Origin of the sequence: Pseudomonas sp. RIT778 (assembly GCF_019718735.1) — a bacterium.
GTDB lineage: Bacteria > Pseudomonadota > Gammaproteobacteria > Pseudomonadales > Pseudomonadaceae > Aquipseudomonas > Aquipseudomonas aphyarum.
On record NZ_JAIHBA010000011.1, the window covers coordinates 69601 to 95096 of the forward strand.

22 protein-coding genes are annotated in these 25496 nt (G+C 61.5%); 10 read left to right on the forward strand and 12 right to left on the reverse strand.

The genetic code is table 11. The features are described from left to right. Positions 1-77: 77 nt before the first annotated feature. Both K5E37_RS08680 and K5E37_RS08685 read right to left on the reverse strand, forming a co-directional pair. Complete coding sequence (locus tag K5E37_RS08680) at positions 78-1205, reverse strand: hypothetical protein (RefSeq protein WP_221533607.1); 1128 nt, start codon at positions 1203-1205, stop codon at positions 78-80. A gap of 102 nt (positions 1206-1307) precedes the next feature. Further along, positions 1308-1589 carry a hypothetical protein gene (locus tag K5E37_RS08685; RefSeq protein WP_221533608.1) on the reverse strand — a complete coding sequence of 94 codons (282 nt, stop codon included), beginning with the start codon at positions 1587-1589 and terminating at the stop codon, positions 1308-1310. 304 nt (positions 1590-1893) lie between these two features. On the opposite strand from K5E37_RS08685, the gene K5E37_RS08690 reads away from it, so the two are divergent. The 4 genes from K5E37_RS08690 to K5E37_RS08705 all read left to right on the forward strand — a co-directional run bounded on the left by K5E37_RS08690 (position 1894) and on the right by K5E37_RS08705 (position 6275). Continuing rightward, a complete protein-coding gene (locus K5E37_RS08690; RefSeq protein WP_085608620.1) occupies positions 1894-2397 on the forward strand; it encodes a polysaccharide deacetylase in 504 nt (167 codons plus the stop codon). Positions 2398-2550: 153 nt separating this feature from the next. Then, complete coding sequence (locus K5E37_RS08695; RefSeq protein WP_221533609.1) at positions 2551-4479, forward strand: ATP-dependent DNA helicase RecQ; 1929 nt, start codon at positions 2551-2553, stop codon at positions 4477-4479. Positions 4480-4588: 109 nt separating this feature from the next. Further along, the gene (locus tag K5E37_RS08700) at positions 4589-5812 is read left to right on the forward strand and encodes a 3-hydroxyacyl-CoA dehydrogenase (RefSeq protein WP_085608622.1); all 1224 of its coding nucleotides are present in this window, start codon (positions 4589-4591) and stop codon (positions 5810-5812) included. 31 nt (positions 5813-5843) lie between these two features. Continuing rightward, positions 5844-6275 carry a thioesterase family protein gene (locus K5E37_RS08705; protein WP_085608623.1) on the forward strand — a complete coding sequence of 144 codons (432 nt, stop codon included), beginning with the start codon at positions 5844-5846 and terminating at the stop codon, positions 6273-6275. 55 nt (positions 6276-6330) lie between these two features. On the opposite strand, the gene K5E37_RS08710 is transcribed toward K5E37_RS08705, so the two are convergent. From K5E37_RS08710 to K5E37_RS08725, 4 genes are all read right to left on the reverse strand, one after another. Beyond that, a complete protein-coding gene (locus K5E37_RS08710; protein WP_085608624.1) occupies positions 6331-6810 on the reverse strand; it encodes a YMGG-like glycine zipper-containing protein in 480 nt (159 codons plus the stop codon). A 288-nt stretch (positions 6811-7098) separates the two neighbouring features. Further along, entirely contained in the window at positions 7099-9447 is a 2349-nt protein-coding gene (locus K5E37_RS08715; protein WP_221533610.1) for an FdhF/YdeP family oxidoreductase, read from the reverse strand. Continuing rightward, entirely contained in the window at positions 9444-10283 is an 840-nt protein-coding gene (gene fdhD, locus K5E37_RS08720; protein WP_221533611.1) for a formate dehydrogenase accessory sulfurtransferase FdhD, read from the reverse strand. Before fdhD ends, K5E37_RS08715 begins: the two co-directional genes overlap by 4 nt. A gap of 92 nt (positions 10284-10375) precedes the next feature. Next, positions 10376-11263: a LysR family transcriptional regulator gene (locus tag K5E37_RS08725; RefSeq protein WP_221533612.1), complete on the reverse strand. Its 888-nt coding sequence runs from the start codon at positions 11261-11263 to the stop codon at positions 10376-10378. A 135-nt stretch (positions 11264-11398) separates the two neighbouring features. On the opposite strand from K5E37_RS08725, the gene lysM reads away from it, so the two are divergent. Next, positions 11399-11839, forward strand: coding sequence for a peptidoglycan-binding protein LysM (lysM, locus tag K5E37_RS08730; RefSeq protein WP_039764611.1), 441 nt, complete (start codon positions 11399-11401; stop codon positions 11837-11839). A 93-nt stretch (positions 11840-11932) separates the two neighbouring features. Here lysM and yrfG read toward each other — a convergent pair whose 3' ends face one another. Next, positions 11933-12595 carry a GMP/IMP nucleotidase gene (gene yrfG, locus K5E37_RS08735; RefSeq protein ID WP_007952643.1) on the reverse strand — a complete coding sequence of 221 codons (663 nt, stop codon included), beginning with the start codon at positions 12593-12595 and terminating at the stop codon, positions 11933-11935. 88 nt (positions 12596-12683) lie between these two features. On the opposite strand from yrfG, the gene nudE reads away from it, so the two are divergent. Together nudE and cysQ are read left to right on the forward strand one after the other, a co-directional pair. Beyond that, positions 12684-13250 (forward strand): ADP compounds hydrolase NudE, encoded by a 567-nt coding sequence (gene nudE / locus K5E37_RS08740; protein ID WP_007952641.1) that lies wholly within the window; start codon positions 12684-12686, stop codon positions 13248-13250. A gap of 5 nt (positions 13251-13255) precedes the next feature. Continuing rightward, on the forward strand, positions 13256-14089 hold the full coding sequence (gene cysQ / locus K5E37_RS08745; RefSeq protein ID WP_221533636.1) for a 3'(2'),5'-bisphosphate nucleotidase CysQ: 834 nt from the start codon (positions 13256-13258) through the stop codon (positions 14087-14089). Between the two features lie 13 nt (positions 14090-14102). Here the strand turns inward: cysQ and K5E37_RS08750 are convergent, their stop codons facing one another. From K5E37_RS08750 to rfbC, 4 genes are all read right to left on the reverse strand, one after another. Then, positions 14103-14558, reverse strand: coding sequence for a thioesterase domain-containing protein (locus tag K5E37_RS08750; protein ID WP_007952639.1), 456 nt, complete (start codon positions 14556-14558; stop codon positions 14103-14105). A 40-nt stretch (positions 14559-14598) separates the two neighbouring features. Further along, positions 14599-15987, reverse strand: a complete 1389-nt coding sequence (locus K5E37_RS08755) for a sigma-54 dependent transcriptional regulator (RefSeq protein WP_007952638.1) — start codon at positions 15985-15987, stop codon at positions 14599-14601. Continuing rightward, on the reverse strand, positions 15984-17792 hold the full coding sequence (locus K5E37_RS08760; protein WP_085608660.1) for an ATP-binding protein: 1809 nt from the start codon (positions 17790-17792) through the stop codon (positions 15984-15986). The genes K5E37_RS08755 and K5E37_RS08760 overlap by 4 nt, the downstream gene beginning before the upstream one ends. A gap of 106 nt (positions 17793-17898) precedes the next feature. After that, a complete protein-coding gene (gene rfbC / locus K5E37_RS08765; RefSeq protein ID WP_007952636.1) occupies positions 17899-18444 on the reverse strand; it encodes a dTDP-4-dehydrorhamnose 3,5-epimerase in 546 nt (181 codons plus the stop codon). 179 nt (positions 18445-18623) lie between these two features. On the opposite strand from rfbC, the gene K5E37_RS08770 reads away from it, so the two are divergent. The 3 genes from K5E37_RS08770 (at position 18624) to K5E37_RS08780 (ending at position 23276) form a co-directional block, all read left to right on the forward strand. Continuing rightward, entirely contained in the window at positions 18624-21533 is a 2910-nt protein-coding gene (locus tag K5E37_RS08770) for an aminotransferase (RefSeq protein WP_221533613.1), read from the forward strand. 178 nt (positions 21534-21711) lie between these two features. Beyond that, complete coding sequence (gene aguA / locus K5E37_RS08775) at positions 21712-22818, forward strand: agmatine deiminase (protein WP_085608632.1); 1107 nt, start codon at positions 21712-21714, stop codon at positions 22816-22818. A gap of 245 nt (positions 22819-23063) precedes the next feature. Next, a complete protein-coding gene (locus K5E37_RS08780) occupies positions 23064-23276 on the forward strand; it encodes a hypothetical protein (protein ID WP_007952633.1) in 213 nt (70 codons plus the stop codon). Between the two features lie 65 nt (positions 23277-23341). Here the strand turns inward: K5E37_RS08780 and K5E37_RS08785 are convergent, their stop codons facing one another. Continuing rightward, entirely contained in the window at positions 23342-25432 is a 2091-nt protein-coding gene (locus K5E37_RS08785) for a TonB-dependent siderophore receptor (RefSeq protein ID WP_127796628.1), read from the reverse strand. Positions 25433-25496 lie beyond the last annotated feature (64 nt).

Consider the following 25496-nt stretch of genomic DNA (forward strand, 5'->3'; position numbering starts at 1 on the left):
TAGAAGACAAGGCGCCGCTGCGTGTAGGAACGGGATGCAGATTCCGGCAGGCTGTTCCTACAGTTCAATCACGGTTTTCAACGAATCGCCCGATACCCCTCAACATCCAGCACACTCGTGGTCAGCCCGGTCGCCGGGCTGTAGATCGTGCCTTTCACCGTCGAAAACGGAACGCCTTTGCTGCCCAGCGAAACGTAACGCTCGCCTTGATCCAGTTCGGTGAACCAGGTGTAGGAGCACTTCTCCATGGCCTTGTATTTCGCTGCCGCGTTGACGATGGTGGCGGCATGGTTGCGCAGGTCGGCGTCGGTGAGGTTGAGGTTTTTGTCGAGTACGGTGCCCCAGCGTTTCAGGCAGACCTCGGCAAAGTGGCGGACGATGAGGCCGGGTTCGGCCAGCACTTTTGGACCACTGTTGCCGTCGGCGGAGGCGTTGCCGACCAGGGTGGCGTGACGGCCAGGCATGGGGAAGATGCTGGTCTTGGTGCCGGTCGCGGTTTGCGGGATGACGCAACTGAAGCCCTTGGAGCGCTCATCCCGTGCATAGAAACCCACATATTCTTTTACGTTGACGTTGAGCTTTACCCGTTGTTCCTGAAAGTTGCCAATACCTGGTACCGGGTCGATGGCAAAGATATTCACTGGGATGTTTTTCAGTGCACTGTCGTTGAACATGGCATTGGCCAGCATATGGCAACTGATGCCGCCGCGGCTCCAGCCCACCAGATTGACTTTTGTTGGAATAACACCGTCCTTGCGAAAGGTTTTAATAATCTGTTCCTGTAACTTCTGTTGCGTGACGCTGCGATCGCCATAGTTATATTTACGCCACAGCCAGGAGCCTTCGACTTTTACTTCTTCAATCGGAATGCCGGCGGCTTTGAGGCGGTTGTATTCCACTTCGGTCAGTTGCTCGCGCTGCCAGTCGCACTTGCCTTTGATGATGTTCATCGCGTGCAGGACGTTTTCCTCCCAGCCCTTGCCGAACAAGGTCCCGCTGAGGCCGTAGTCCTTGGATTGGGTGAACAGTTCATCGGCTTGCAGGTTACTGGTGCCGGGGCCATCGACCACGATCCATTCGGCGAACTCACGACCGACGTGATGAGAGGCAAGTGTGGAAACCAATTCACCGTCCCAATAGTTTTCGTGGGCGTTATCAAACTTTGTCGAACCTGTACCGCAAAAGAAAATAGTCAGCGTAGTCATGTTGTTGCTCTTGATTGATGTAAGAGCAAACAGGCTAGTTCCAATCTTTGTTGTAATGGAAGCGATGGGTTGTTGCGAACTTTGTAAGTTGGTCAGCTGGCTTTAACTATTTATTTGCTGTCTGGCAACTTCCAGCAAGTCACAGCCGTCCTGCGTCAACAAATAAAGCGCATTGACGATGTTGGGGATATCTTTCACGTCGGCCTGTTTGAAACACAAACAGTAAAGAGTTTCCAGCAGGTCACTGGCGGCACGCAGGCGCTGATCGGCGGCATTGAGCAAATCACCCGGTGCTGCTGCGGTGTCGATGACCATTACCGGGTTGTCGCCGTCGCAGGTCTTGAGAGGGCGAAAACGAGTATTCAGCGGTGTGAACATGTTCATGGTTGAGGCGTGTCCTTTACGAAGTCGCTTCGGCGGGCCGACACAGTGTTTTCAGTCGCGCCGGCCACTATAGAAGGGCGCCGTCGAGTGGGACAAGACAGCCACAATGGACAGAATTCGTAGGGGTTTTTCCGGGGTACGGGCATTTGCCCTACGCGTTTTTGCGGCTTTTTCACAGCCAAACCCTGATGGGCGAAATTTCCTACGTGTTTGTCGGGCGATTCCCGTTAAACATCTGTATGGTGCGCGCCAGAATCCGTGGGGTGTTTCCAAACGTCCGACACAGACTTAAAGGGAATTAGGTATGCAGTGGCTACGAATGGCCTCGATCGTTTTGCTATGGGCGGGTGGTTGTCGTTTGGCGTTGGCCTCCGAGGCGGGCAATGGACTGGTGCTCACCCAAGTGGAGCGCACCGAATGGCCGGACGCACTCACGACCCAGGCCAGCATCGACACGGCGTCCCGCGCCGAAGTGCTGATGTTCGGCAAGGCACTGCTGGCCAGCGAAGGCCTGGATGAGTCCGGGCTGAAACAACGTCTGGGCGTGCCGCATGTGCAGCTCAAGTCGATCCGCCAAGTGCGTGACGGCCTATGGGATCGTTTGCTCACCACCTATCGCAACGCCAGCCAGAACTGCGACGAGCAAGCGTTCTGTCCTCGGGTGCGCAGTGTCGCCGACCTGCGTCAGTTGGCGGCGGCATTCACCGGTGATATCAGCCCGGCCCATGCACTGTGGGCCAGCAAAAGCCAGGGCGTGCATGAGCAGCTGTTGAACGAGCAATTGCGAGTGGCGGTGTTGCAGCCGTAGTCCCGCTGTCACGGCCCCGCCGTCACGACGTTGGCCAAAGGCTGGAGGTCGTCGGGTATCATCCCGTATCGATTTGACCCCCGACCTTTTCTCGACTCGCTGCGATCGCCCGCTAGGCTGTTGGCATCACAGCGGTCAACGGAGTGACAGCGAATGCACAACACCCTGGAACAGGTTTTCGGTTATCCACAGTTTCGACCCGGCCAGGAGACCGCAATCAGCGCCGTTCTCGCCGGGCGCTCGGCCGCCGCGATATTTCCCACCGGCTCCGGCAAGTCCCTTTGTTACCAGGTACCGGCACTCCTGCTGCCACACCTGACGCTGGTGGTCTCGCCGCTGCTGGCGTTGATGCAGGATCAGCTCGAGTTTTTGCGACGACACGGGATTTCGGCAGGCAGCATCGATTCGGCGCAGAGCCGCGAAGACGCCAACGATGTAATGGCGCGCGCCCGTTCGGGCGAACTGAAGATCCTGATGATTTCCGTGGAGCGTTTGAAGAACGAGCGCTTTCGCAACTTTTTGCAGCAGGTGCCGATCTCGCTGCTGGTGGTGGACGAGGCGCACTGCATCTCCGAATGGGGCCACAACTTCCGTCCCGACTACCTCAAGCTGCCGGACTACCAGCGCCAGTTCAACATCCCGCAAACCCTGTTGCTGACTGCCACGGCGACGCCGAAAGTGATCGCCGACATGCAGGCGAAATTCGCCATCGCGGCAGAAGATGTGGTGACCACCGGTTTCTATCGGCCCAACCTCAATCTGCTGGTCGAGCCGGTGCGTGGGCAGGACAAGCGCCGACGGCTGGTGGAGTGGATGAGCGAGCGCGCGGGCCAGCCGAGTATTGTCTACGTCACCCTGCAGAAAACCGCCGAGCAGATTGCCGAACATCTTGAGCGCAATGGCATTCAGGCCGAGGCTTATCACGCCGGTTTACCCCATGAGCAACGGGACGCGATCCAGAAGCGCTTCATGGGCGGGCAGTCCAATTGCATCGTCGCCACCATCGCCTTCGGCATGGGCATCGACAAGAGCGACATCCGCAACGTGGTGCATTTCGACCTGCCCAAATCCATCGAAAACTACAGCCAGGAAATCGGCCGCGCCGGGCGTGACGGGCAGCCGTCCGACTGCCTGGTGCTGGCCAACCGCGACAGCCTCAATGTGCTGGAAAACTTCGTGTATGGCGACACGCCGGAACAGGACGGTATTCGTCACGTGCTCGACGAATTGCAGGCCGCCGCACCCGAAGGCCAATGGGAATTTCTGCTCGGGCCGCTGGCGGACCAGAGCAACATCCGTTCGTTGCCTTTGAAGACGTTACTGGTGCAACTGGAGCTGCGAGGACTGATTGCCCCGCGCTACGCGTACTACGCCGAATACCGTTTCAAATACCTGCTGGAGCCCGAGGCGTTGCTTGAGCGTTTCGAAGGTGAACGGAGGGATTTCGTCGCCGCGATCATCCAGACCTCAAGCCGCGCACGCACCTGGGCTACGGTGAATTTCGAGGCGATGTACGAGCAGTATTCCGCCGAGCGCAATCGGGTGGTGAAGGCGCTGGATTACTTTCAGGAAAAGGGCTGGGTCGAGCTTGAGAGCAAGCAAATGACCGAGGTCTACAACGTCCTGCGCGGCGATTTCGACAGCCAGGCCCTGAGCGCTGAACTGCATGAGTATTTCACCCGCCATGAGCAAACCGAAGTGGCGCGGATTCACGCCATGCTCGAGCTGTTCGCCACCGAGCGATGCCTCGGATATCGGCTGGCCGAATATTTTGGCGATCACAATGCGCCGCAGCAGTGCGGACATTGCTCGGTGTGTCACGGGCACGTCGCCCGGTTGCCGGCGCCTCCGGAACTGCCGGCGCTTGTGGATAAAAATTTTGCGGCGTTGTGCGGCGATTTTATCCACAGGCATCAGCAGCACGCTGGCAGTGCTCCGTCGGCGGAGCGATTGACCCGATTCCTGTGCGGAATCAGCGTGCCGTTGTTTACCAAGCTCAAGGCCCGGGCCATTTCCGGGTTTGCGGCGCTGGAGGAATATCCTTACGCCGAGGTTCGGGCCTGGGCTCAGACACATCTTTGAGGTCTCGAATCCATCTGCTGAATGTCGATCATCACGGCAATGAACTTCAAAAATGCCCGGTGGCTGACTATGGTGATGGCTGTCTTCGGATCGCCAACAAGAGAACAACATGAGCCAGACATCCTTCGCTATTCAGCAGGCCGCCGTGATCGGCGCCGGCACCATGGGCCGCGGCATCGTCATGTGCCTGGCCAACGCCGGCGTGTCAGTGCAGTGGGTCGATAACAATCCACAAATGCTCGAACAGGCGCTGGCCACGGTGGCCGATATCTACGCGCACAACGTGCGGCAGGGACGGATCGACCAGGCCGAGGCCGATGCGCGGATTGCCCGTATCAGTGCGGCGCCAGACTATGTGGCGATTCGCAACGTCGACCTGGTGATCGAAGCGGTGTACGAAAACCTCGAACTCAAGCAGAAGATCTTCCGCGAGCTCGATGGCGTGCTGAAGCCCGAGGCGCTGCTGGCGAGCAATACCTCGGCGCTGGACATCGACGCCATTGCCGCCGCGACACGACGCCCGACTCAAGTGCTGGGCCTGCATTTCTTCAGCCCGGCGCACATCATGAAATTGCTGGAAATCGTCCGTGGCGCGCAGACCTCACCGGCAGTGCTTGAAGCGGCGCTTGAGCTGGGCAAACGCATGGGCAAGGTCAGTGTGGTGTCGGGCAACTGCCACGGTTTTATCGGCAACCGCATGCTGCATCCGTATGTGCTTGAAGCACGCAAGATGTTGCTCGAAGGGGCGTACCCGCACCAGGTCGATGCGGCATTGCAGAGCTTCGGTTTCGCCATGGGGCCGTTTCGCATGTACGACGTGGTCGGCATCGATCTCGAGTGGCGTGCCCGCGAGCTGGCCGGCAAGGGGCAGGACGCGCCCGAGGTTCAGGTGGATAACCGCTTGTGCGAACAGGGTCGCTTCGGTCAGAAGTCCGGTAATGGCTATTACCATTACGAGCCGGGCAGCCGTCAGGCCGAGCATGATCCCGAGGTCGATGCGCTGGTGTTGAGCGTCAGCGAAGGGTTGGGATTTCATCGGCGGGATATCGGCTCGGAGGAGATCCTTGAGCGGTGCTTGCTGGCGTTGGTCAATGAAGGCGCGAAGATCCTGCAGGAAGGGATTGCCGAGTCGGCGCATGACATCGATCAGGTCTACCTGAATGGCTATGGCTTCCCGGCGGAGCGGGGCGGACCGATGGCCTGGGCGGATGATCAGGGGCTGGCCGACATTCACAAGCGATTGCTGGCGCTGGAAACCCGGCAGGGCGACCACTGGCGGCCGGCGCCATTGATCGGCGAGCTGGCGGCGCGAGGCAAGGGTTTTTACCTTTAGACTGGGCAGATCACTCCAGGAATCGACACTGATGTCCAACCCGATGCCGCAACGCAGCGATTACCCGCACTTCCAGCCGATCACCACGCGCTGGCATGACAACGACGCCTACGGCCACGTCAACAACGTCACCTATTACAGCTTCTTCGACACGGCGGTGAACACGTACCTGATCCAGGTCGGAGGGCTGGATATCCATGACGGCGAGGTGGTGGGGTTTGTGGTGAGTTCGTCCTGCGACTATTTCGCGTCGATCGCTTTTCCGGATCGAATCGAGATTGGTCTGCGGGTCGGCAAGCTGGGCAACAGTTCGGTGCAATACGAACTGGCGGTGTTCAAGGAGGGAGAACAGGAAGCCTGTGCCGCCGGACGTTTCGTGCATGTATTCGTCGACCGGGCATCCAATCAGCCGGTGTCGATTCCGGCCCCATTGCGCGATGCGCTGGAACGCCTGACGGTGTGACAGGCAAAAAAAATCGCAGCCCGGGGGAGCTGCGATTTTTCTTCAAGCCTTCGCCTCAGCGGTGGCGATAGTACTTGTGATGCTTGCGATGGCCGTAGGCATGACCGCGACCACGGTGGTCGTCACGGTAGTAGCGACGGTCACGACCACGGTCGTAATGACGATCGTCGTCATCGCTCTTGTTGCCCATGTAGTTGCCCAGCGCGCCACCCGCGCCGCCGCCGGCTGCTGCGCCGATCAGGCTGCCGGTGGTGCCGCCCATGCTGCGGCCGACCACGTTGCCGCCGGCTGCGCCCAGCGCACCACCGATGGCCGCTTCGCCACGGCTGCGCTTGTCGGCGCCGACCGCACTACCACCCGCGCCGCCCAGGGCTGCGCCAATGGTTGAACCTGTACTGCCGCCTAACGATTGACCGACGACCGAGCCAAGAACCCCGCCCAATGCGCCGCCCACACCTGCTTCGGTGGTGCCTCCGGCAGAAGCGAAGCCACTGACCAGGCCAAGGGACAACAAGAGAATCGAGGAGAACTTCATAGAGGAGCCTCAAAGGGATGACGGCGCGATCCTGAGGCTCTGCAATGGGCGTGACAATCGAAATCCGACGAATAGCACGACCTGTATACAATTCTGCAAGTTGCTGATTTTTGGGCGGAACTTAACGGTTTTTCGCCGGTCTTTAGCTACTTCGGACAGGCCGCTTTGATCACAAAGCGGCCTTTTTTGTGGGCGTTTGAAAAGTGTTTGCGCGTTCTATCGAGTCTGATTTTCGGACGCAGAGCGTCCTTGGCTGCGCTCCCACGCAGAACGTGGGAGCGATCAGGATCAGGCCGACTTGGCCATGATCAGCCCCGTTTCACTCGCAGCTTCCAGCCGGATAGCAATAAACTTCGACGTCGGCGTATGGCTGCCATCGCCGGTGCTTTCCAGCGGCACCAACGGGTTCACCTCAGGGTAATAAGCCGCCGCCTGCCCCGCCGGAATATCGAACGCCAGCAGCGTGAAGCCCTTCACCCGACGCTCGCGGCCGTCGTCCCACAGCGACACGATGTCAGCCTTTTGCCCCGGCTTGAAGCCCAGACGAATGATGTCCGCCTCGTTGGCGAACAGCACATCACGTTGCCCCTTCACGCCGCGATAACGATCGTCGAGACCATAAATCGTGGTGTTGTACTGATCGTGGGAACGCATCGATTGCAGGATCAGGTCCGGCAGTTGGCCGGTAGCGCGAGTGCGCTCGTGGATCAGGTCCTTGGGCAGCATGTTCGGCTTGAAGTTGGCCCGGCCTGACGTGGTGTTCCACTTGCGCGCGCCGGCGCTGTTGCCGAGGTAGAAACCGCCCGGGTTCTTGACCTTCTCGTTGAAATCCTTGAAGCCCGGAATGGTGTCGGCGATCAGCTCGCGGATGCGCCGGTAGTCGGCCACCAGCCAGTTCCAGTCCACCGGTTTGCTGCCCAGGGTCGCGGCGGCGATGCCGGCAATGATCGACGGCTCCGAGCGCATCTGGTTCGACAGTGGCTGCAACTGACCGTTGGAGGCGTGCACCATGCTGAACGAGTCTTCCACGGTGACGGCTTGCGGGCCTTCGGTCTGGATGTCGATGTCGGTACGGCCCAGGCACGGCAGGATCAACGCATCCTTGCCGTGAGCCAGGTGGCTGCGGTTGAGTTTGGTGCTGATCTGCACGGTCAGGTCGCAGTTGCTCAGGGCCTGGAAGGTACGCGGGCTGTCCGGTGTGGCTTGAGCGAAGTTGCCGCCCAGCCCGATGAACACCTTGGCGCGACCTTCGGCCATCGCGTGAATCGCTTCGACCACGTTGTGCCCGTTGTGACGCGGCACCTTGAACTGGAAGCGACGCTCCAGGGAATCGAGGAATGCCACCGGCGGACGCTCGTTGATGCCCATAGTGCGGTCGCCCTGCACGTTACTGTGGCCACGCACCGGGCACAGACCGGCGCCGGGCTTGCCGATGTTGCCGCGCAGCAGCATCAGGTTGGCGATTTCCTGGATGGTCGGCACCGAATGACGATGCTGGGTGATGCCCATCGCCCAGCACATGATCACGTTCTTGCCTTTGGCGTACATGCGCGCCGCTTGCTCGATTTCCACCAGGGTCAGGCCGGACTGCGCGACGATCTGTTCCCACGGCGTGTCATCGACGACGCCCAGATACTCGAGCACGTTGACGCTGTGTTCATTGAGGAAGTCGTGATCGAACACCGCCGGTGCGCCGGCCTTCTGCGCCTCGCGTTCCCATTGCAGCAGGAACTTGGCCATGCCGCGCAGCACCGCCATGTCGCCGCCCAGCGCCGGGCGGAAATACGCGGTGTTGGTCGGCTTGTCGCCGTTGGTGAGCATTTCGATCGGGTGCTGTGGATGCTGGAAACGTTCCAGACCCCGCTCTTTCAGCGGGTTGATGCACACCACCTGAGCGCCGCGTTTCACCGCTTCACGCAGGGGTTCGAGCATGCGCGGGTGGTTGGTGCCCGGGTTCTGGCCCCAGACGAAAATCGCGTCGGCGTGTTCGAAATCGTCGAAGGTCACGGTGCCTTTGCCGACGCCGACACTCTGCGCCAGCGCCACGCCGCTGGCCTCGTGGCACATGTTCGAGCAGTCGGGGAAGTTGTTGGTGCCGAAGGCGCGCACGAACAGTTGATACAGATACGCCGCTTCGTTGCTGGCGCGGCCCGAGGTGTAGAACTCGGCCTGATCCGGACTCGACAGCGCTTGCAGGTGTTTGCCGATCAGCGCGTAGGCATCGTCCCAGCTGATCGGCTTGTAGCGATCGGTTTCGGCGTCATACACGACCGGCTCGGTCAGGCGACCTTGATATTCGAGCCAGTAGTCGCTCTGTTCCAGCAACGCAGTGACGCTGTGCTTGGCGAAAAATTTGCCGTCCACCCGACGCTTGGTCGCTTCCCAGTTCACCGCTTTGGCGCCGTTTTCGCAGAACTTGACCATGCCGCTTTCCGGCGAATCGCCCCAGGCGCAGCCCGGGCAGTCGAAGCCGCCGTTCTGGTTGGTCTTGAGCATCATGCGCAGGTTTTTCAGCGCGTTGTCGCTGGTCAGCCAGGCCTGGGCCACGCTGATCAGGGCGCCCCAGCCGCCGGCTGCGCCCTTGTAAGGCTTGTAGCGCGGGACGGGTTTCTGGTCGGCTTGATGGTGTTGGCTCACGAGTGTTTCTCCATTTCTGGGCTATACACCCGCGGCGCGTTCTTTTGCGGCAGGTGGATGAGATTGAGGTTGTGGCGTCGGGCCCATTGCACGGCGAGGCCGGTGGGCGCGGACAGGCTGACCAGGGTCTGAATCCCGGCCCGCAAAACTTTCTGGATCAATTCGAGGCTGCAACGGCTGGTGACAATCGCCAGCCCGCCGGCTGTGGATATCTTTTGTCGGATCAGGCCGCCGATCAGCTTGTCGAGGGCGTTGTGCCGGCCGATGTCTTCGCGGCCCAGCAGCAATTCACCGCTGGCGTTCATGAACACCGCGGCATGCACCGCGCCGCAGTGCTGGCCCAGCGGCTGGAACGCGCCGATGCGCTGACGCAAACCTTCGAGCCATTCGATGGGCGGTAAAGGTGCGCCGGGCAAAACCTTCAAATCAGGCAGCGCCTGCTCCACCGCTTCCACGCCGCACAACCCGCAACCGCTGGTGCCGGCCAGTTGCCGACGTTGTTGCTTGAGGTTCCAGAAGGCGCGGTTGGCGATGGTCACTTGTGCGTATTGCGCCGAGCCCGAGCCGGTCAGTTGCAGGTCGTAGATGTCCGAGGCGTCTTCGATGATGCCGCTGCCGAGGCTGAAGCCGACGATGAAGTCTTCAAGGTCGGTCGGGGTGACCAGCATCACGGCCTGGCTGATGCCGTTGTAGGCAATCGCCAACGCGACTTCTTCGGCCAGCGCGGTGCTGGCCGATTCCGCGAGGGGAAGATCGCTGTAGCTGTAGGTCTGACTGGCGGCAGGCGCGGGCGTTTCGAGAGCAGGCGCCGCGCAGGCCGGGCGCTTGGCGTTCATGGCATCACCGACGGATTGATCAACGTTAAGACTAGGCGCGGCAAGTTGTCGCGTCTAATCGCTAGTGTCGATCCTTCGATAGATGCCGTCGATCAAGCGTCTGTTGGTGATTTCTGATAAAGCGCGAAACACGCCTCGGCCAGCGCCGATCGTGGTGCCCCGCGACGCATGATCAGCCCCAGTCGGGCAAGGGTCTGGGCGTTTTCGATGGGTTGCAAACGCAGGTTATCCGTGAGGTTTTCCAGGCCGCCGTCCAGTGGCATCACCGCGCAGCACAGCCCGCCGTGCACAGCTTGCAACAATTGGTGAACGGCGTCGGTTTGCAGCAAGGGTTGCGGGGTCAGGCCTCGGCTGTGGAAGTTATGGTCGATGGACTGGCGAAAATGCATGCCGCTGGTGAGCATGCCCAGGGGCAGTTCGATCAGTGACTCCCAGCTCAGCGGTGCTTCGCCAAAGCTGAAGAACCGCTGGTCGTAGAGCAGGCCCATCTGCGTTTCACTGAAGGCCAGGGATTCAAAACGCTCGCCGTCGAGGCGATCCAGATAAGACACGCCAATGTCGATGCGATTGTTCGCCAGTTGCTCCAGAACGTGTTCTGAGCTGAGCGAGGACAGTTCGAAGCGCAGGTTCGGGTGTTGCGCGTGCAGGCGTTGCATCAAAGGCAGCGCATCGAAACTCGACAACGGCACCACGCCCAGCCGCAGGGTGCCGATCAGATTGCCGCGACAGGCCGCCGCTTCCGCCTGCAAGCCGTCGTAGGCCGCTAGCACCGTGCGCGCCCAGGCCAGTACCCGTTCGCCCGGCGCGGTGAAACCTTCGAAACGCTGGCCACGGTTGACCAGCGGCAGGTCTAGTTCTTCTTCGAGGCTGCGCAGGCGCATCGACAAGGTCGGCTGGGTGATGTGGCAGCGGGCGGCGGCCTGGCCGAAATGGCGGGTTTCGTCGAGGGCGATGAGGAATTTCAGCTGCTTGATGTCCATCTTCGCTCCGGGGCGCTGGCAAGGGTGGGCGATTCTACCGCTTGCGCGGAGGCAGGGTCATTGGTCGGGCCGGAACCGGGTTTGTCCGGGGTGGTCTAGGCTTGGGCGTCTGGAACTTAAATCAAGGAGTGTGCTATGAGTCTTTTGAGCTTTGTGAAAGAGGCCGGTGAGAAGTTGCTAGACCTGCTCACCCCCGGCAACGCCAATGCCAGCGAGCAATTGAAGGAGCACATCAGCAAGGTCGGGTTGGGTAACCCGAATGTTCAGGCGACCGTGGACGGTGACAAGGTGACGGTCACCGGTGAAGTGGCGAGCCAGGAAGAGAAAGAGAAGATTCTTCTGGCAGTGGGCAACATTGCCGGTGTCGGCAGCGTCGATGACCAGATCACCGTGACCGGGCCGGTTGTGGCGGCGGCGCGTTTTGTGGTCGTGAAGAAGGGCGACACCCTCAGCGCGATTTCCCTGGCGGTGTATGGCAACGCCAACCAGTACAACAAAATCTTCGAGGCCAACAAGCCGCTGCTGTCACATCCGGACAAGATTTATCCGGGGCAGACGCTGCGTATTCCTGAATAACCGCAGATACCGCCATCGCGAGCAGGCTCGCTCCCACCTTGGAATGCATTTCTATTGTGGGAGCGAGCCTGCTCACGATGGGGACGATGCGGTCTACAGGCCCGCAATCAAATCCCGATAATCCTCGACCGCCGCAAATTCCCCGGTGTCCTTCGGCCCTTTGCGGCTGTCCGGTTCCTTCACGGCCAACAGATGCGCCACGCCGAAATTCCGCGCACTGCGCAGGATCGGCAAGGTGTCGTCGATGAACAGGCTGCGTGCCGGGTCAAAACCGATGTCGGCCTGCAAGGCGTCCCAGAATTGCGGGTTTTCCTTGGGGAAACCGTAATCGTGGGAACTGATCAGCCGTTCGAAGTACGGCGCCAGTTCGATTCGTTCCAGTTTCAGCGACAGTGAATCGCGGTGCGCGTTGGTGATCATCACCACGCGTTTGCCGGCTCGTTTGATCGCTTCCAGAAAGGTGTCGGCGTCCGGGCGCAGGGCGATCAGGTGGGCGGTTTCCAGTTTCAGTTCACGCACCGATAGCTTCAGTTCCGCGCTCCAGAAGTCCAGGCAGTACCACTGCAATTGACCGGCATGGCGCTCGAACAGCGGCTGCAATTCCATTTCCGCCATGGCCCGGCTCACGCCATGCAGTTCGGCGTAGCGTTGCGGCAGGTGTTCCAGCCAGAAGTGGTTGTCGAAGTGCAGGTCCAGCAACGTGCCGTCCATGTCGAGCAGAACGGTATCGATGTCGGACCACGGTAATGAAGGCATGGCAACGTCTCGAACGGTAGAAAGATATCCGACGCAAACAATCGGAAAAGCCGCGTTATAGTAGCGCGTTCACGCCAAGGAGCTTTGCATGCGCCAGAAACCCACCGTACTCGCCCGCGAGATCGTCGCCACCAGCCGGCTGTTCTGCGTCGAAGAGCTGAAGCTGCGTTTCTCCAACGGCGTGGAACGCACCTACGAGCGGCTGGTCGGCAAGGGCGCCGGCTATGGCGCGGTCATGATCGTGGCGATGCTCGATGCCGAGCACGCGGTGCTGGTCGAGGAATACTGCGGTGGCACCGACGAATATGAACTGTCGTTGCCCAAAGGCCTGATCGAACCCGGCGAAGATGTGCTGGCTGCCGCCGAACGCGAGCTCAAGGAAGAAGCCGGTTATGGCGCGCGACAACTGGAGCATCTGACCGAGCTGTCGTTGTCCCCCGGTTACATGAGCCAGAAGATACAGGTGGTGCTGGCCACCGATTTGTACGAAGAACGCCTCGAAGGCGATGAGCCCGAGCCGATGCGTGTGGACAAGGTCAACCTGCGGGAGCTGTCGACGCTGGCGCAAAATCCGAATTTCAGTGAGGGACGCGCCCTGGCGGCGTTGTACCTGACCCGCGACCTGCTGACCCAGCGCGGATTTTTCCAGTCATGAGTGAGATGCCGATGAGTTTTCCCCATCCGTTGATGGCGCCGGTGGTCGAGCTGGCATTACGGGCCGGTGAGGCGATCCTGCCGTTCTGGCGTGCCGATGTGGCCGTCACCGCCAAGTCCGATGATTCGCCGGTGACGGCGGCGGACATGGCCGCGCATCACGTGATCGTGGCCGGCCTGACAGCGCTGGATCCGAGCATTCCGGTGCTGTCCGAAGAGGACGCCAATATCCCGCAAAGCGTGCGCGCGGGCTGGCAGCGCTGGTGGCTGGTGGATCCGCTGGATGGCACCAAGGAGTTCATCAGCGGCAGCGAAGAATTCACCGTCAACATCGCGCTGATCGAGAACGGCCGGGTGGTGTTCGGTGTGGTGACGATGCCGACCAACGGTCGCTTCTACGTCGGCGGAGCCGGGCTTGGTGCCTGGCGCGGCGATACGGGCGGTACGCCGGTGGCGATTCAGGTTCGTGATGTGCCCGGTCCTGGCGAAGCCTTCACCGTGGTTGCCAGCCGCCGTCATTCGAGCCCGGAGCAGGAACGCTTGCTGGCCGGGTTGAGTGCCAGCCTTGGCGAGTTGCAGCTGGCCAACATCGGCAGTTCGCTGAAGTTCTGTCTGCTGGCCGAAGGTGCTGCCGATTGCTACCCGCGTCTGGCGCCGACTTCGCAGTGGGACACGGCAGCGGCGCAGGGTGTTCTGGAAGGGGCGGGTGGCGAGGTGCTGGACCTGAGTGGCGAAGCGTTCTGTTACCCACCACGGGAGTCGTTGTTGAACGGTTTCTTCCTGGCGTTGCCAGCGAAAGCCGCGTGGCGGGCGAAGCTGCTCGAACTCGCCCGCTCGTAAGCTCCCTCAGTCTTCAGCGGTGCAGGACGTACTGCCCGCTGAACGTCACCGCATCCTCATCGCTTCCCGTATTGACCACCCGCGTGTGCAGGGTCAGTCGCGCCCGTCCGTAGCGCTGATACATCGCCAGAAATTTCTTCCACACCGCAGCGCTCGGTGACGGGCAGATCGCAATGGCATCGCCCGTGACCGGCAGTGGATAACTGATCTGCCCTTCCTGAATCACGATGTGCCCGTCTTCGATGCCTTCCTCTTTCAAACGCAAATGCAGCCAGCCCCAACCCGCCAGCACCGCGCCGCAATACAGGCTGCCGCCGAACATGGTGCTCTTGTGATTGACGTTGGCGTCCAGCGGCAGGTGCAGGCGTAGTTGCTGTTCCTGCCAGTCGAGCACCTTGAGGCCCATGTCCCGGGTCAGCGGGATGTCGTGGTGAAGAACGGATTCCAGATAACGACTGTCGTGCTTCATGCCCGGACCTCTTGCGGCAGAAAAGTGAATTGAGCGTGCTTCATTCGGATTCGTCGGAATGGCCGCCGCTGCCAGCGAAATTCAGCCCGTGCTTGCGCAGTTTGTCGTGCAGGGTCTTGCGCGGAATGCCCAGGGCTTCGGCGAGACTGCGCACGGAACCGTGAGAGCGGGCCAGTTCGGCGGCGATCAGGGATTTCTCGAAGTTTTCCACTTGCTCGCTGAGCCCACCTGCGGTGATTTCGACGGTGGTGCCGGGGCTGCCATCGGGCTGCGTGTTGTCCAGTGCCAGTTCCAGGCCGAGGGCAAAGCGCTCCGCCGCGTTCTGCAATTCCCGCACGTTGCCCGGCCATGAATGCCGCAGCAGCAACGCCCGTTGCGCCGGTTGCAGTTCATGCGGTGGCAGACCATGGCGCGCGCTGGCTTCATCGGCGTAATGCTGGAACAGCATCAACGCGTCTTCGCCCCGTTCACGCAGTGGCGGAATGCGCAGCGGCGCCACGTTGAGGCGGTAATACAAGTCCGCCCGGAAACGTCCCTGATCGGCGGCCTGACGCAGGTCTTCCTTGGTGGCGGCAATGACGCGGATGTCCAGCGGGATCAACTGATTGCCGCCCAGGCGTTCGACCACGCGCTCCTGCAGCATGCGCAGCAGTTTGACCTGCACATCCATGCTCATGCTTTCGATTTCGTCGAGGAACAGCGTGCCGCCATTGGCGAATTCAAACTTGCCGATCCGGCGCTTTTGCGCGCCGGTGAAAGCGCCGGGCTCATGGCCGAACAGTTCGCTTTCGACCACCGACTCGGCCAGCGCTCCGGCGTTGATCGCCACGAACGGGCCGTTACGCCGGCTCGACAGATCGTGCAGGGCGCGGGCGACGACTTCCTTGCCGGCGCCGGTTTCGCCGAGGATCAGCACGTCGGCTTTGGTCGCCGCCAGTGCGCCGATCTGCTCGCGCAGGCGTGACATCGGCGCGGACTGGCCGACCAACCGCGCGCTCAGTTCGTTGCGATCACTCAGGGCCATGCGCAGGCTGCGGTTGTCCAGCACCAGGCGCCGCAGAGCCAGGGCGCGGCGCACGCTGTCGAGCAGGGCGTCGCTGGCGAAGGGTTTTTCCAGAAAGTCATAAGCACCGGCGCGCATGGCCTGCACGGCCAGTGGCACGTCGCCGTGGCCGGTGATCAGCAGCACCGGCAGTTCCGGATCCTGGGCGTGCAGTTCGCTCAGCAGTTCCAGGCCATCCATGCCGGGCATGCGGATGTCGCTGACCACCACGCCCGGCCAGTCGCGCTCGAGTTGCGCGGCCAGGCCCTTGGCTTCGGACAGTGGAAGAATTTTCAGGCCGGCCAGATCCAGGGTCTGGCCGAGAGCCTGCCGCAGGTGCGGGTCGTCGTCGATCAGCACCACCTGAATGCGGTTGTCGATGGTCATGCGCTTCGATCCTCGGACGGTTGCAGGCTGACCCCGGGCGCGCCGGCGCGCAGCCGCAGGGTGATCAAGGCGCCACCTTGCTTGTGGTTGGCGAACGACAGTTCACCACCGAAGGCGCGCATCAGGGTTTCGCAAATGGCCAACCCCAGACCGAGACCCTGAGTGCGGGTCTTGGTCGTGTAAAACGGTTCGCTGGCGCGGCCCAGGGCTTCCATGCAGAAACCCGGGCCATTGTCGCGAATGTACAGGTTGACGCCTTCGTCGGTGGATTCGGCACTCAGCCACAATTTGCGCGGCGGGCCTTTCTCGGTCAGGGCGTCGAGGGCGTTGGCCAGCAGGTTACCCAACACCTGACGCAGACGGGTTTCCCCGGCCTCGACCCACAGGGTGGCGGCGGGCAGGTCACGGATCAGCTCGACATCCATGCTGCGGCGACGTTTGGCCAGCAAGGCGAGCGCGTCGTCCAGCGCCGGTTGCAGGGCGACGCTTTCCGGGGCGTGGCGGTCGCGGCGGGCGAAGGCGCGCAGGTGGGCGATGATCGAGGCCATGCGCCCGGTCAGCTCGCTGATCAGCTTGAGGTTACCGCGGGCATCTTCGGTGCGTTCGTGGTCGAGCAGCACTTCGGCGTTCTCGGCGTAGCTGCGGATCGCCGCCAGCGGCTGGTTAAGTTCGTGGCTGATGCTCGCCGACATTGTCCCCAGCGCCGACAGTTTGCCGGCCTGCACCAGATCGTCCTGGGCGCGCACCAGTTCCTGCTGGGCCTGTTCGCGTTCAAGCACTTCCTGTTTCAGGCGGCGGTTGAGGCCTTCGAGATCGCTGGTGCGTTCGGCGACCCGCCCCTCAAGCTCCCGTCGGGCCTTGGCTTCGAATGCGATCCGTTCCAGATAATGACGACGACGCTGCATCATCAGGCCCAGCAATAGCATCACCACCAGCAAGGTGGCGCCGCCGATCGCCACCACCGTGCGCACCGGTCGGTCGATCAACGTGCGCGGGGCCAGAATGCTGACGCTCCAGCCGGTTTCCGCGATGTCCTGGGTCTGCGGCAGCCACGCGGTCGGGCTCAGATTCAGCGGGCGTGGCTCGCGGGTCGGGTAGGGCTGGATTGCGGTGATCGCCGCACGCTCGGCATCACTCAGAGTGCGGGTCGCGCGAAAGCGCCATTCCGGGCGCGAGGTGAGGATGACGACACCGTTGTGGTCGGTCACCAGCAGTTGTTCCGGGGTTTTGCCCCACAGGCTTTCGGTGTGGTCGAGGTCAACCTTGATCACCAGCACCCCGATGATTTTCTCGCCATTGCGCACGGCAGCGGCGAAGAAGTAGCCGCGCTTGGCGGAGGTGGTGCCCAGACCGAAGAAGCGCCCGAGGCGGCCGGCCATGGCCTCGCTGAAGTACGGCCGGAAAGAGAAATTGCGCCCGACGAAACTGTCGTGCTTGTCCCAGTTCGATGCCGCGAGCGTCTGGCCGCTGGTGTCCATCAGGTACATGACTTCGGCGCCGGTCTGCGCCGCGATGTTCTTCAACAGGCGGTTGGCGTTGCCCTGGGTCACGCCGTCATCCGGCGCCCCGAGCACCGCGCGCAGGGCCGGGAGGTCGCCGAGGATTTGCGGCAGCACTTCATAGCGATGCAGCGTGCCCAGCAGGTTGGCGACGTAGAGGTCGAGGGTCTGGCGGTTCTGGCCGGCCAGTTCGCTGCGGTAATAGCGCTCGGCCAGATGTTCCAGCGGCCACAGCAGCGGTGCCAGGCACAGAGCCAGCAGGGCAAGACTGCGCCAGCGGGGGCGGCGGGGAAGGGTCGGAGTCATGAGCATCGAGCGCCTGTGGGTACAGGCGCATTATGCCTAGGCTTGCCGGCGCAGTCTGCGCACCCGTGGTCGGGTGTGCAGCGGCGCTGAAAATTCACACAGGACTTCAGGAAAAGACGTCGGCGTCCTTGAAGAAGGCGGCTGCCTGATCCTTGGCCGACAGTTTTGGCGCTTCGTCCAGCTGCCAGTCGATAGCCAGATCCGGGTCATCCCAGCGAATGCTGCGCTCGGCCGACGGGGTGTAGTAGTCAGTAGTCTTGTAGAGGAATTCGGCGAACTCGCTCAGCACCACGAAACCGTGGGCGAAACCTTCCGGTACCCACAGTTGGCGATGGTTGTCGGCGGACAGGCGTACGGCCACCCACTTGCCGAAATGCGGCGAGCTGCGGCGGATATCCACGGCGACATCGAGGACTTCGCCGACGGTGACGCGGACCAGTTTGCCCTGGGTGTTTTCCAACTGGTAATGCAGCCCACGCAGAACGCCTTTCTGCGAGCGCGAATGGTTGTCCTGCACAAACTGCGTGTCGAGGCCGGTCGCGTCCTGAAACGCCTTGGCATTGAAGCTTTCGTAAAAGAACCCGCGCTCATCACCAAACACCTTGGGTTCGATGATCAGGACACCAGGCAGGTCAGTGGGGATTACATTCATGGGGATATTCCAGTGGCAGGTTTGAATGGCCGACATTCTTGCGCAAAGTGCCAGAGGGTGCGAGGGGGGCATGCAAATCCACTTGCCTCGCAGGGCGTCGGGGGACGGATGGTCGGGGGTTGCTAATCGCCCGTAGCAATGGCGATATAGGCGCCTAATAAAATTTCAGGGGTCGTTCCATGTCGTTCGCCACGTTGATTCATCGCGCCAGTTTGCCCAGCCCTCAGGTTTCGCTGGAGCAGGCCCGGCATCTGCTGGCGCAGCATTACGGCTTGAACGGCACGTTGCAGGCCCTGGGCAGCCAGCAAGATCTCAATTACCGGGTCGACAGCGAGCGTGGGCGGTTCGTGCTGAAGATCTGTCGGGGCGACTATTCGCTGGTCGAACTGCAAGCCCAGCATGCTGGCCTGAAATATCTGGCTGAACACTGCGATGTCCACGTTCCCCGGGTCATCCCGGCCAACGACGGCCAAGACCTGTTGACCCTGGACGTCGGTGGAGAATCGGTGCATGTGCGGTTGCTCGATTACATCGAGGGGCAGCCACTGACGGCTCTCGATCATCTTGGCCATGAGGTTGTTGCCGGGTTCGGACGGCTCTGCGGTGAAATGGATCTGGCTCTGGCCGGGTTCGACCATCCGGGACTCGAACGCACGTTGCAGTGGGACGCGCGCCACGCCAGCGCACTGATCGAGCACCTGCTGCCGGTCATCGAAGACGAACGCCAACGCACGCTGATCGCCGAGGCTGCCGAACAGGTCAGGCTTCGTTTGCAGCCGCTGCTGGAAAAACTGCCGGTGCAGGCGATCCACATGGACATCACCGATGACAACGTGGTCTGGCAGCGTGATGCCCGGCGGCACTGGCAATTGCAGGGCGTTATCGATTTCGGCGATCTGGTGCGCACCTGGCGCATCACCGATCTGTCGGTCACCTGCGCCGCGCTGCTGCATCACGCCGCCGGCGATCCGTTCGTGATTCTGCCGGCCGTGCAGGCTTATCACGCGGTCAATCCGCTGCAACACGAAGAACTGCTGGCGCTGTGGCCGCTGATCGTGGCGCGGGCGGCGGTGCTGGTGCTCAGTGGCGAGCAACAGGTCAGCATCGATCCGGGCAATATCTACAGCCGCGACAACCTGACCCACGAGTGGGAGATCTTCCGGGTCGCCACTTCGGTGCCGCTGGCATTGATGGAAGCGGCGATTCTCACGGTGGTCGGCCAGACATTGCCAGCCATCGACAGTGAAGGCTTTGCGCCGTTGTTGCCCGATCTGGTCGGGCGCGAATTCGCGTTGATCGATCTGGGGGTGTTGAGCGCGCACTTCGAGGCGGGCAACTGGGAGCAACCTGGCATCGATCAGCGCCTGTTGAACGAGGCCGCCGCGATCCACGGTCTGGCGGCCAGCCGATACGGGCAATACCGGTTGTCGCGCACCCGGCCTGACAGCGCCGATGAGCCAGAGACATTCCCGCTGCACGTCGAATTGCACGTGCCCCAGGGTTCGACGGTGGAAGCGCCGTTTGCTGGCGTACTTCACCTGTCGGCCGACGGCGCGCTGCGACTCGACGGCCCGCAACTGAGCCTGCGTTTGTGGGGCGTGAAACCGTTGCACGGCGGCGCAGCGCTGGTCAAAGGCCAGGTGCTGGGTTCGGTGGACGGTCCGTTGATCGTGCAATTGATTCGCGGCGCACAGCTTGAAGCGCCGCTGTTCTGCACGCCGACCCGCGCGGCTGCTTGGCAAGCACTTTCCCCATCACCGGCCGCGCTGCTGGGCCTGGCCTGCGACGCCGAACCCGAGCTGGACGCGGCAACCCTGCTGGCGCGCCGCGACGCCAGTTTCGCCCGCACCCAGAAGCATTATTACGTCGACCCGCCGCGCATAGAGCGCGGCTGGCGCAATCACCTGATCGACATGCAGGGCCGCTCCTATCTCGACATGCTCAACAACGTCGCGGTGCTCGGCCACGGTCATCCGCGCATGGCGGCGGTGGCGAGCCGGCAGTGGTCGCTGCTCAACACCAACTCGCGATTTAACTATGCGGCGGTCGCCGAGTTTTCCGAGCGCTTGCTGAAGCTGGCGCCGGAGGGCATGGATCGGGTGTTCCTGGTCAACAGCGGCAGCGAGGCCAATGACCTGGCGATTCGCCTGGCGTGGGCCGCCAGCGGTGGCCGCGACATGATCAGCGTGCTGGAGGCCTATCACGGCTGGACGGTCGGCGCGGACGCGGTCTCGACCTCGATTGCCGATAACCCGCAGGCCCTGAGCAGTCGCCCGGACTGGGTGCATGCGGTCACCGCTCCAAACACCTATCGCGGCGAATTTCGCGGCCCGGATTCGGCGCCGGATTACGTGCGCAGCGTCGAACATCATCTGGCGAAGATTGATGAGCAGAAACGCCAACTGGCCGGGTTCATCTGCGAGCCGGTCTACGGCAACGCGGGCGGGATCTCGCTGCCGCCGGGTTACCTGAAAAAAGTCTATGAACTGGTGCGCGCCCGGGGCGGCGTGTGCATCGCCGATGAGGTGCAGGTCGGTTACGGGCGCATGGGCCACTTCTTCTGGGGTTTCGAAGAGCAGGGCGTGGTGCCGGACATCATCACCATGGCCAAAGGCATGGGCAACGGCCAGCCGCTGGGTGCTGTGATCACCCGCCGGGAAATCGCCGAGGCGCTGGAAGCCGAGGGTTATTTCTTCTCGTCCGCCGGCGGCAGTCCCGTGAGCTGCCAGATCGGCATGGCGGTGCTCGACGTCATGGAAGAAGAAAAACTCTGGGAAAACGCCCAAGTGGTCGGCGCTCACTTCAAGACCCGGCTGGAGGCGTTGATCGATCAATATCCGTTGGTCGGCGCGGTGCACGGTTCCGGGTTCTATCTGGGGGTCGAGCTGATCCGCAATCGGGAAACCCTGGAACCGGCGACCGAGGAAACCACGCTGTTGTGTGATCGTCTGCGGGCGCTGGGGATTTTCATGCAGCCAACCGGCGATTACCTGAACGTCCTGAAGATCAAGCCGCCGATGGTCACCTCGCGTCAGAGCGTGGATTTCTTTGTCGACATGCTGGCGAAGGTGCTTGAAGAAGGGCTTTGAAACGATCCGCAACCTTCAAATACCGATTTGTATCGGTATTTGAAGGGGCTAATTCAGATTGTTTTTTATTATTGGCTTCTAAAGCCGATATTTATCGTTTATAAAGTCGCCATAGTCCGTCGTCCATCCCTGTACGGCGTGTTGAAAACCCTCGACGGTTCCCTGGAGTCTGATCGACATGACCACATTGAAAAGCACACCACGCGCCGATGGCTTCTACATGCCGGCCGAATGGGCACCGCAAACCCAGACCTGGATGATCTGGCCGGAACGTCCGGACAACTGGCGTCTGGGCGGCAAGCCAGCTCAGGCTGCCCATGCCGCTGTGGCCAAGGCCATCGCGCGTTTCGAACCGGTGACCGTGGCGGTGTCCGCCGGCCAGTACGAAAACGCTCGCGCTCGCCTCGACGTGCCGAATATCCGTGTGGTCGAGATGTCCAGCGATGACGCCTGGGTTCGCGACAGCGGCCCGACTTTCGTGATCAACAACAGCGGCGAAGTGCGCGGTGTGAACTGGGACTTCAACGCCTGGGGCGGCTTTGACGGCGGCCTGTATTCGCCGTGGAACCGCGATTCCCAGGTCGGCGGCAAGATCCTCGAAATCGAGCGCAGCTCGCGTTATCGCACCGAAGGTTTCGTGCTCGAAGGCGGCTCGATTCATGTCGACGGCGAAGGCACCCTGATCACCACCGAAGAATGCCTGCTCAACCGCAATCGCAACCCGCATTTGGGCCGCGAAGAAATCGAAGCGGTGCTCAGCGAAAACCTGTCGGTGGACAAGATCATCTGGCTGCCGGATGGCCTGTTCAACGACGAAACCGACGGCCATGTGGATAACTTCTGCTGCTACGTGCGTCCGGGCGAAGTGTTGCTGGCGTGGACCGACGATCCGCAGGATCCGAACTACCCGCGCTGCCAGGCCGCGATGAAAGTGCTGGAAAGCAGCACCGACGCCAAGGGCCGCCCGTTCACGGTGCACAAGATGCCGATTCCGGGGCCGCTGTTCGCCACTGAAGAAGAGTGCGCGGGCGTGGATCCGGTGGATGGCACTCAGGAACGTAACCCTAGCGTGCGTCTGGCCGGTTCCTACGTGAACTTCCTGATCGTCAACGGCGGCATCATCGCGCCAAGCTTCGACGATCCGATGGACGCGCCGGCCCGGGAGATCCTGCAGAACCTGTTCCCGCAACACGAAGTGGTGATGGTGCCGGGCCGCGAACTGTTACTGGGCGGTGGCAATATTCACTGCCTTACCCAACAGCAACCCGCACCGCACAAAGAGTGAGTGCGGATGTAACAGCTTGAGTTGATTGAAAAAACGACCGGGCAGTCATTTGTTGCCCACGGTTGAAGAGAAACCCGCAGCCCGTCAGGACTGCGGGTTTCTTTATGTCCGCCGGTCGACAATTTCATGACGTTGGCATAGGTCTTGTATCGCTCATGGCGCACTAGGGAGGGGGGAGAACTTCAACAGTTCTGTCATAAACCTTGGATAACGTAGCCGCTCATGAACGGGGAGAGAGCGCTGAAATGAACGCCGAAGTGAACGTAATCAGCGAGCGGACGTTGCATCCCATGGCTGTAAATAGTGAGTCGCTCCAGATTGTCGCGCACTGGTTGAAGTCCAATGGAACGCGTCAGATCAGGGAACCTGATCCGCGCCGGATGATGATCGAGCGTTACCCCGCTGGCCTGTTCAGCGAGGCCGAACTGGAAGCACTTTGGGATGTGATGGAAGGATAAGAAGAACAAACAAGGATTGTAAAAAGCGCTGCCGGGATGGCAGCGCTTTTTTTATGGGCGCGATATCAGAAGCTGTAGGTGCCGGTAACCACCAGGCTGCGCGGTGCGCCCGGCTGGATCTGGAACGCGCTGGTGGCCGACGAGTAATACTCGCGGTCGGTGATGTTGTTCAGGGCGCCACGCAGGTCCCAGTCCTTGTGGCGGTAGCCGACCAGTGCGTCCCAGCGACCGTAGCCCGGCAGCACGGTGGTGTTGGCGTTGTCGGCATAACGCTGACCGACCAGGGTCAGGCCGGTTTCGGCGTACCAGCCCATTTCCGGTTTCCAGGTCAGGAACAGGCTGCCGTTGCGCTTGGCCACGTTGTTCACGCGTTTACCTTCCAGGCCGTTGTTGTCCTTCTCGATAGTTGCGTCCTGCACACCGACGCCGCCGCGCACGTACCAGTTGCCGACGATCTTGCCGGTACCGGTCAGCTCGATCCCGCGCGAGCGTTGCAGACCGCTGAGCACGGTCAGGGTCGGGTCGTTCGGATCGGTGGTGCGACGGTTGTAGAGTTCCAGCTCATAGACGGCGAGGGTGGTGCTCAGGCGATCGTCGAGCCAGTCGCTCTTCACGCCAATTTCCTTTTGCTTGGTCAGTTCCGGGCTCAGGTCGTTGGTATTGCCGGCCGCGCCCGGGGTGATACCGATCAGACCACCGCCGACCGGCGAGAACGTCTTGGTCCACGAGGCGTAGAACGAGTGGTTCTGCAGCGGCGTCCAGACCACGCCGAAACGCGGGCTGGTGCTATGGCTGTCACGGTCTTCGGAGATGTTGCGCAGCTTGTTGGTCGACTCGATATCGAAGGTGTCGTAGCGCAGACCGGCGAGCAATTGCCATTGATCGTTGAGGCGCAGTTGATCCTGAACGTAGACCGCGCGGCTTTCGACTTCGGTGTGGCTGCTGCTCGACACCTGCATGCGCCCGGTGTGGCGCAGGTCGCGGTTGGGGTTGTACAGATCCAGCGAAGGCACGGCGGAACTGCCGCGCCCGGAAGTGGCGGCGTTGTACAGCGTCGGGTCGCGGCGCTGGCTGCCGGTTTCGAGGCCGGTCAGCAGGCGGTGCTCGAGGCCGAAGGTTTCGAATCCGCCTTCCAGCTCAACGTTGTTGAACACGTTGCGGGTAGTCAGATCCTGCTGCCAGTGCTGGCGGGTGACCTTCTTGGTCGCCGGGGTGTAACCGGTGAGGTAGGTGTTGTCGAAATCGCTGTCGAGCTTGAACACGCCGAGTGTGTGGCGCAACTGCCAGTTATCGTTGATTTCATAGCTCAGCTTCGAGCGCAGGGACTGGGTTTTGTCGTCGATGAAATCGTGATCGTTGCCGTAGGTCGTGTCCCGGCCGACATCCGCCGGACGTCCACCGACCCCGGGAATGCCGCGATCCGGCGTGCGGTTGTAGCGGCTGTATTCGTATTGCACCAGCCAGTTCAGATCTGGGGTGAGCTGCCAGCTCATCGACGGTGCGAACAGTTGGCGATTGCCGCTGACGCCGTCGCGGAAGCTGTTCTCGTCCATGTTGCCCATGTTCAGGCGCAGGCTGATGTTGTCGCTCGGGTCGGTGCTGAGGTCAGCGTACAGGCTGCGCAGATCTTCGCTGCCACCCTGGGCCTCGATGGTCGAGCGGCGACCGAATTCGGGAGCCTTGCTCACGCGGTTGACGATCCCGCCCTGGCTGCCACGGCCGTACAACACAGCGGCCGGGCCTTTGAGCACTTCGACGCGTTCGATGTTGTGCAGGTCGCGCTTGTACTGGCTGTCGTCGCGGATGCCGTCCAGATAGAAGTCATTGCTGGCATCGAAGCCACGGATGCGCAGGCTGTCGAAGCGCGTGTCGCCGCCGCTGCTGACGTTGGGCATGCCGCTCAAGGCGTCGCCCAAGTCATTGGTGCCGTAGTTGGCGAAGTTGGCGGTCTTGACCGAGTCGATTGCCTGGGGCACGTAACGCACGGGTGTTGAAGTACGGGTCGCGGTATTGCTGACCTTCACACGCGGGTCGTCGGCCTGGGTTTCGGCACTGATCGAGGTGGCGGGCAGTTCGGTCGCGGAGTAAGCAAAACCGGAAGACAAAAAGGCAGAAAGCCCAAGCGTGACGGGCGTGAGACGGAACGGGGCAGGCATTGAAAAGCGCATCCGAAAGGGTGGAAGAATTCGAGCGCGCGAATGGTAATGCTTTGCATTTACT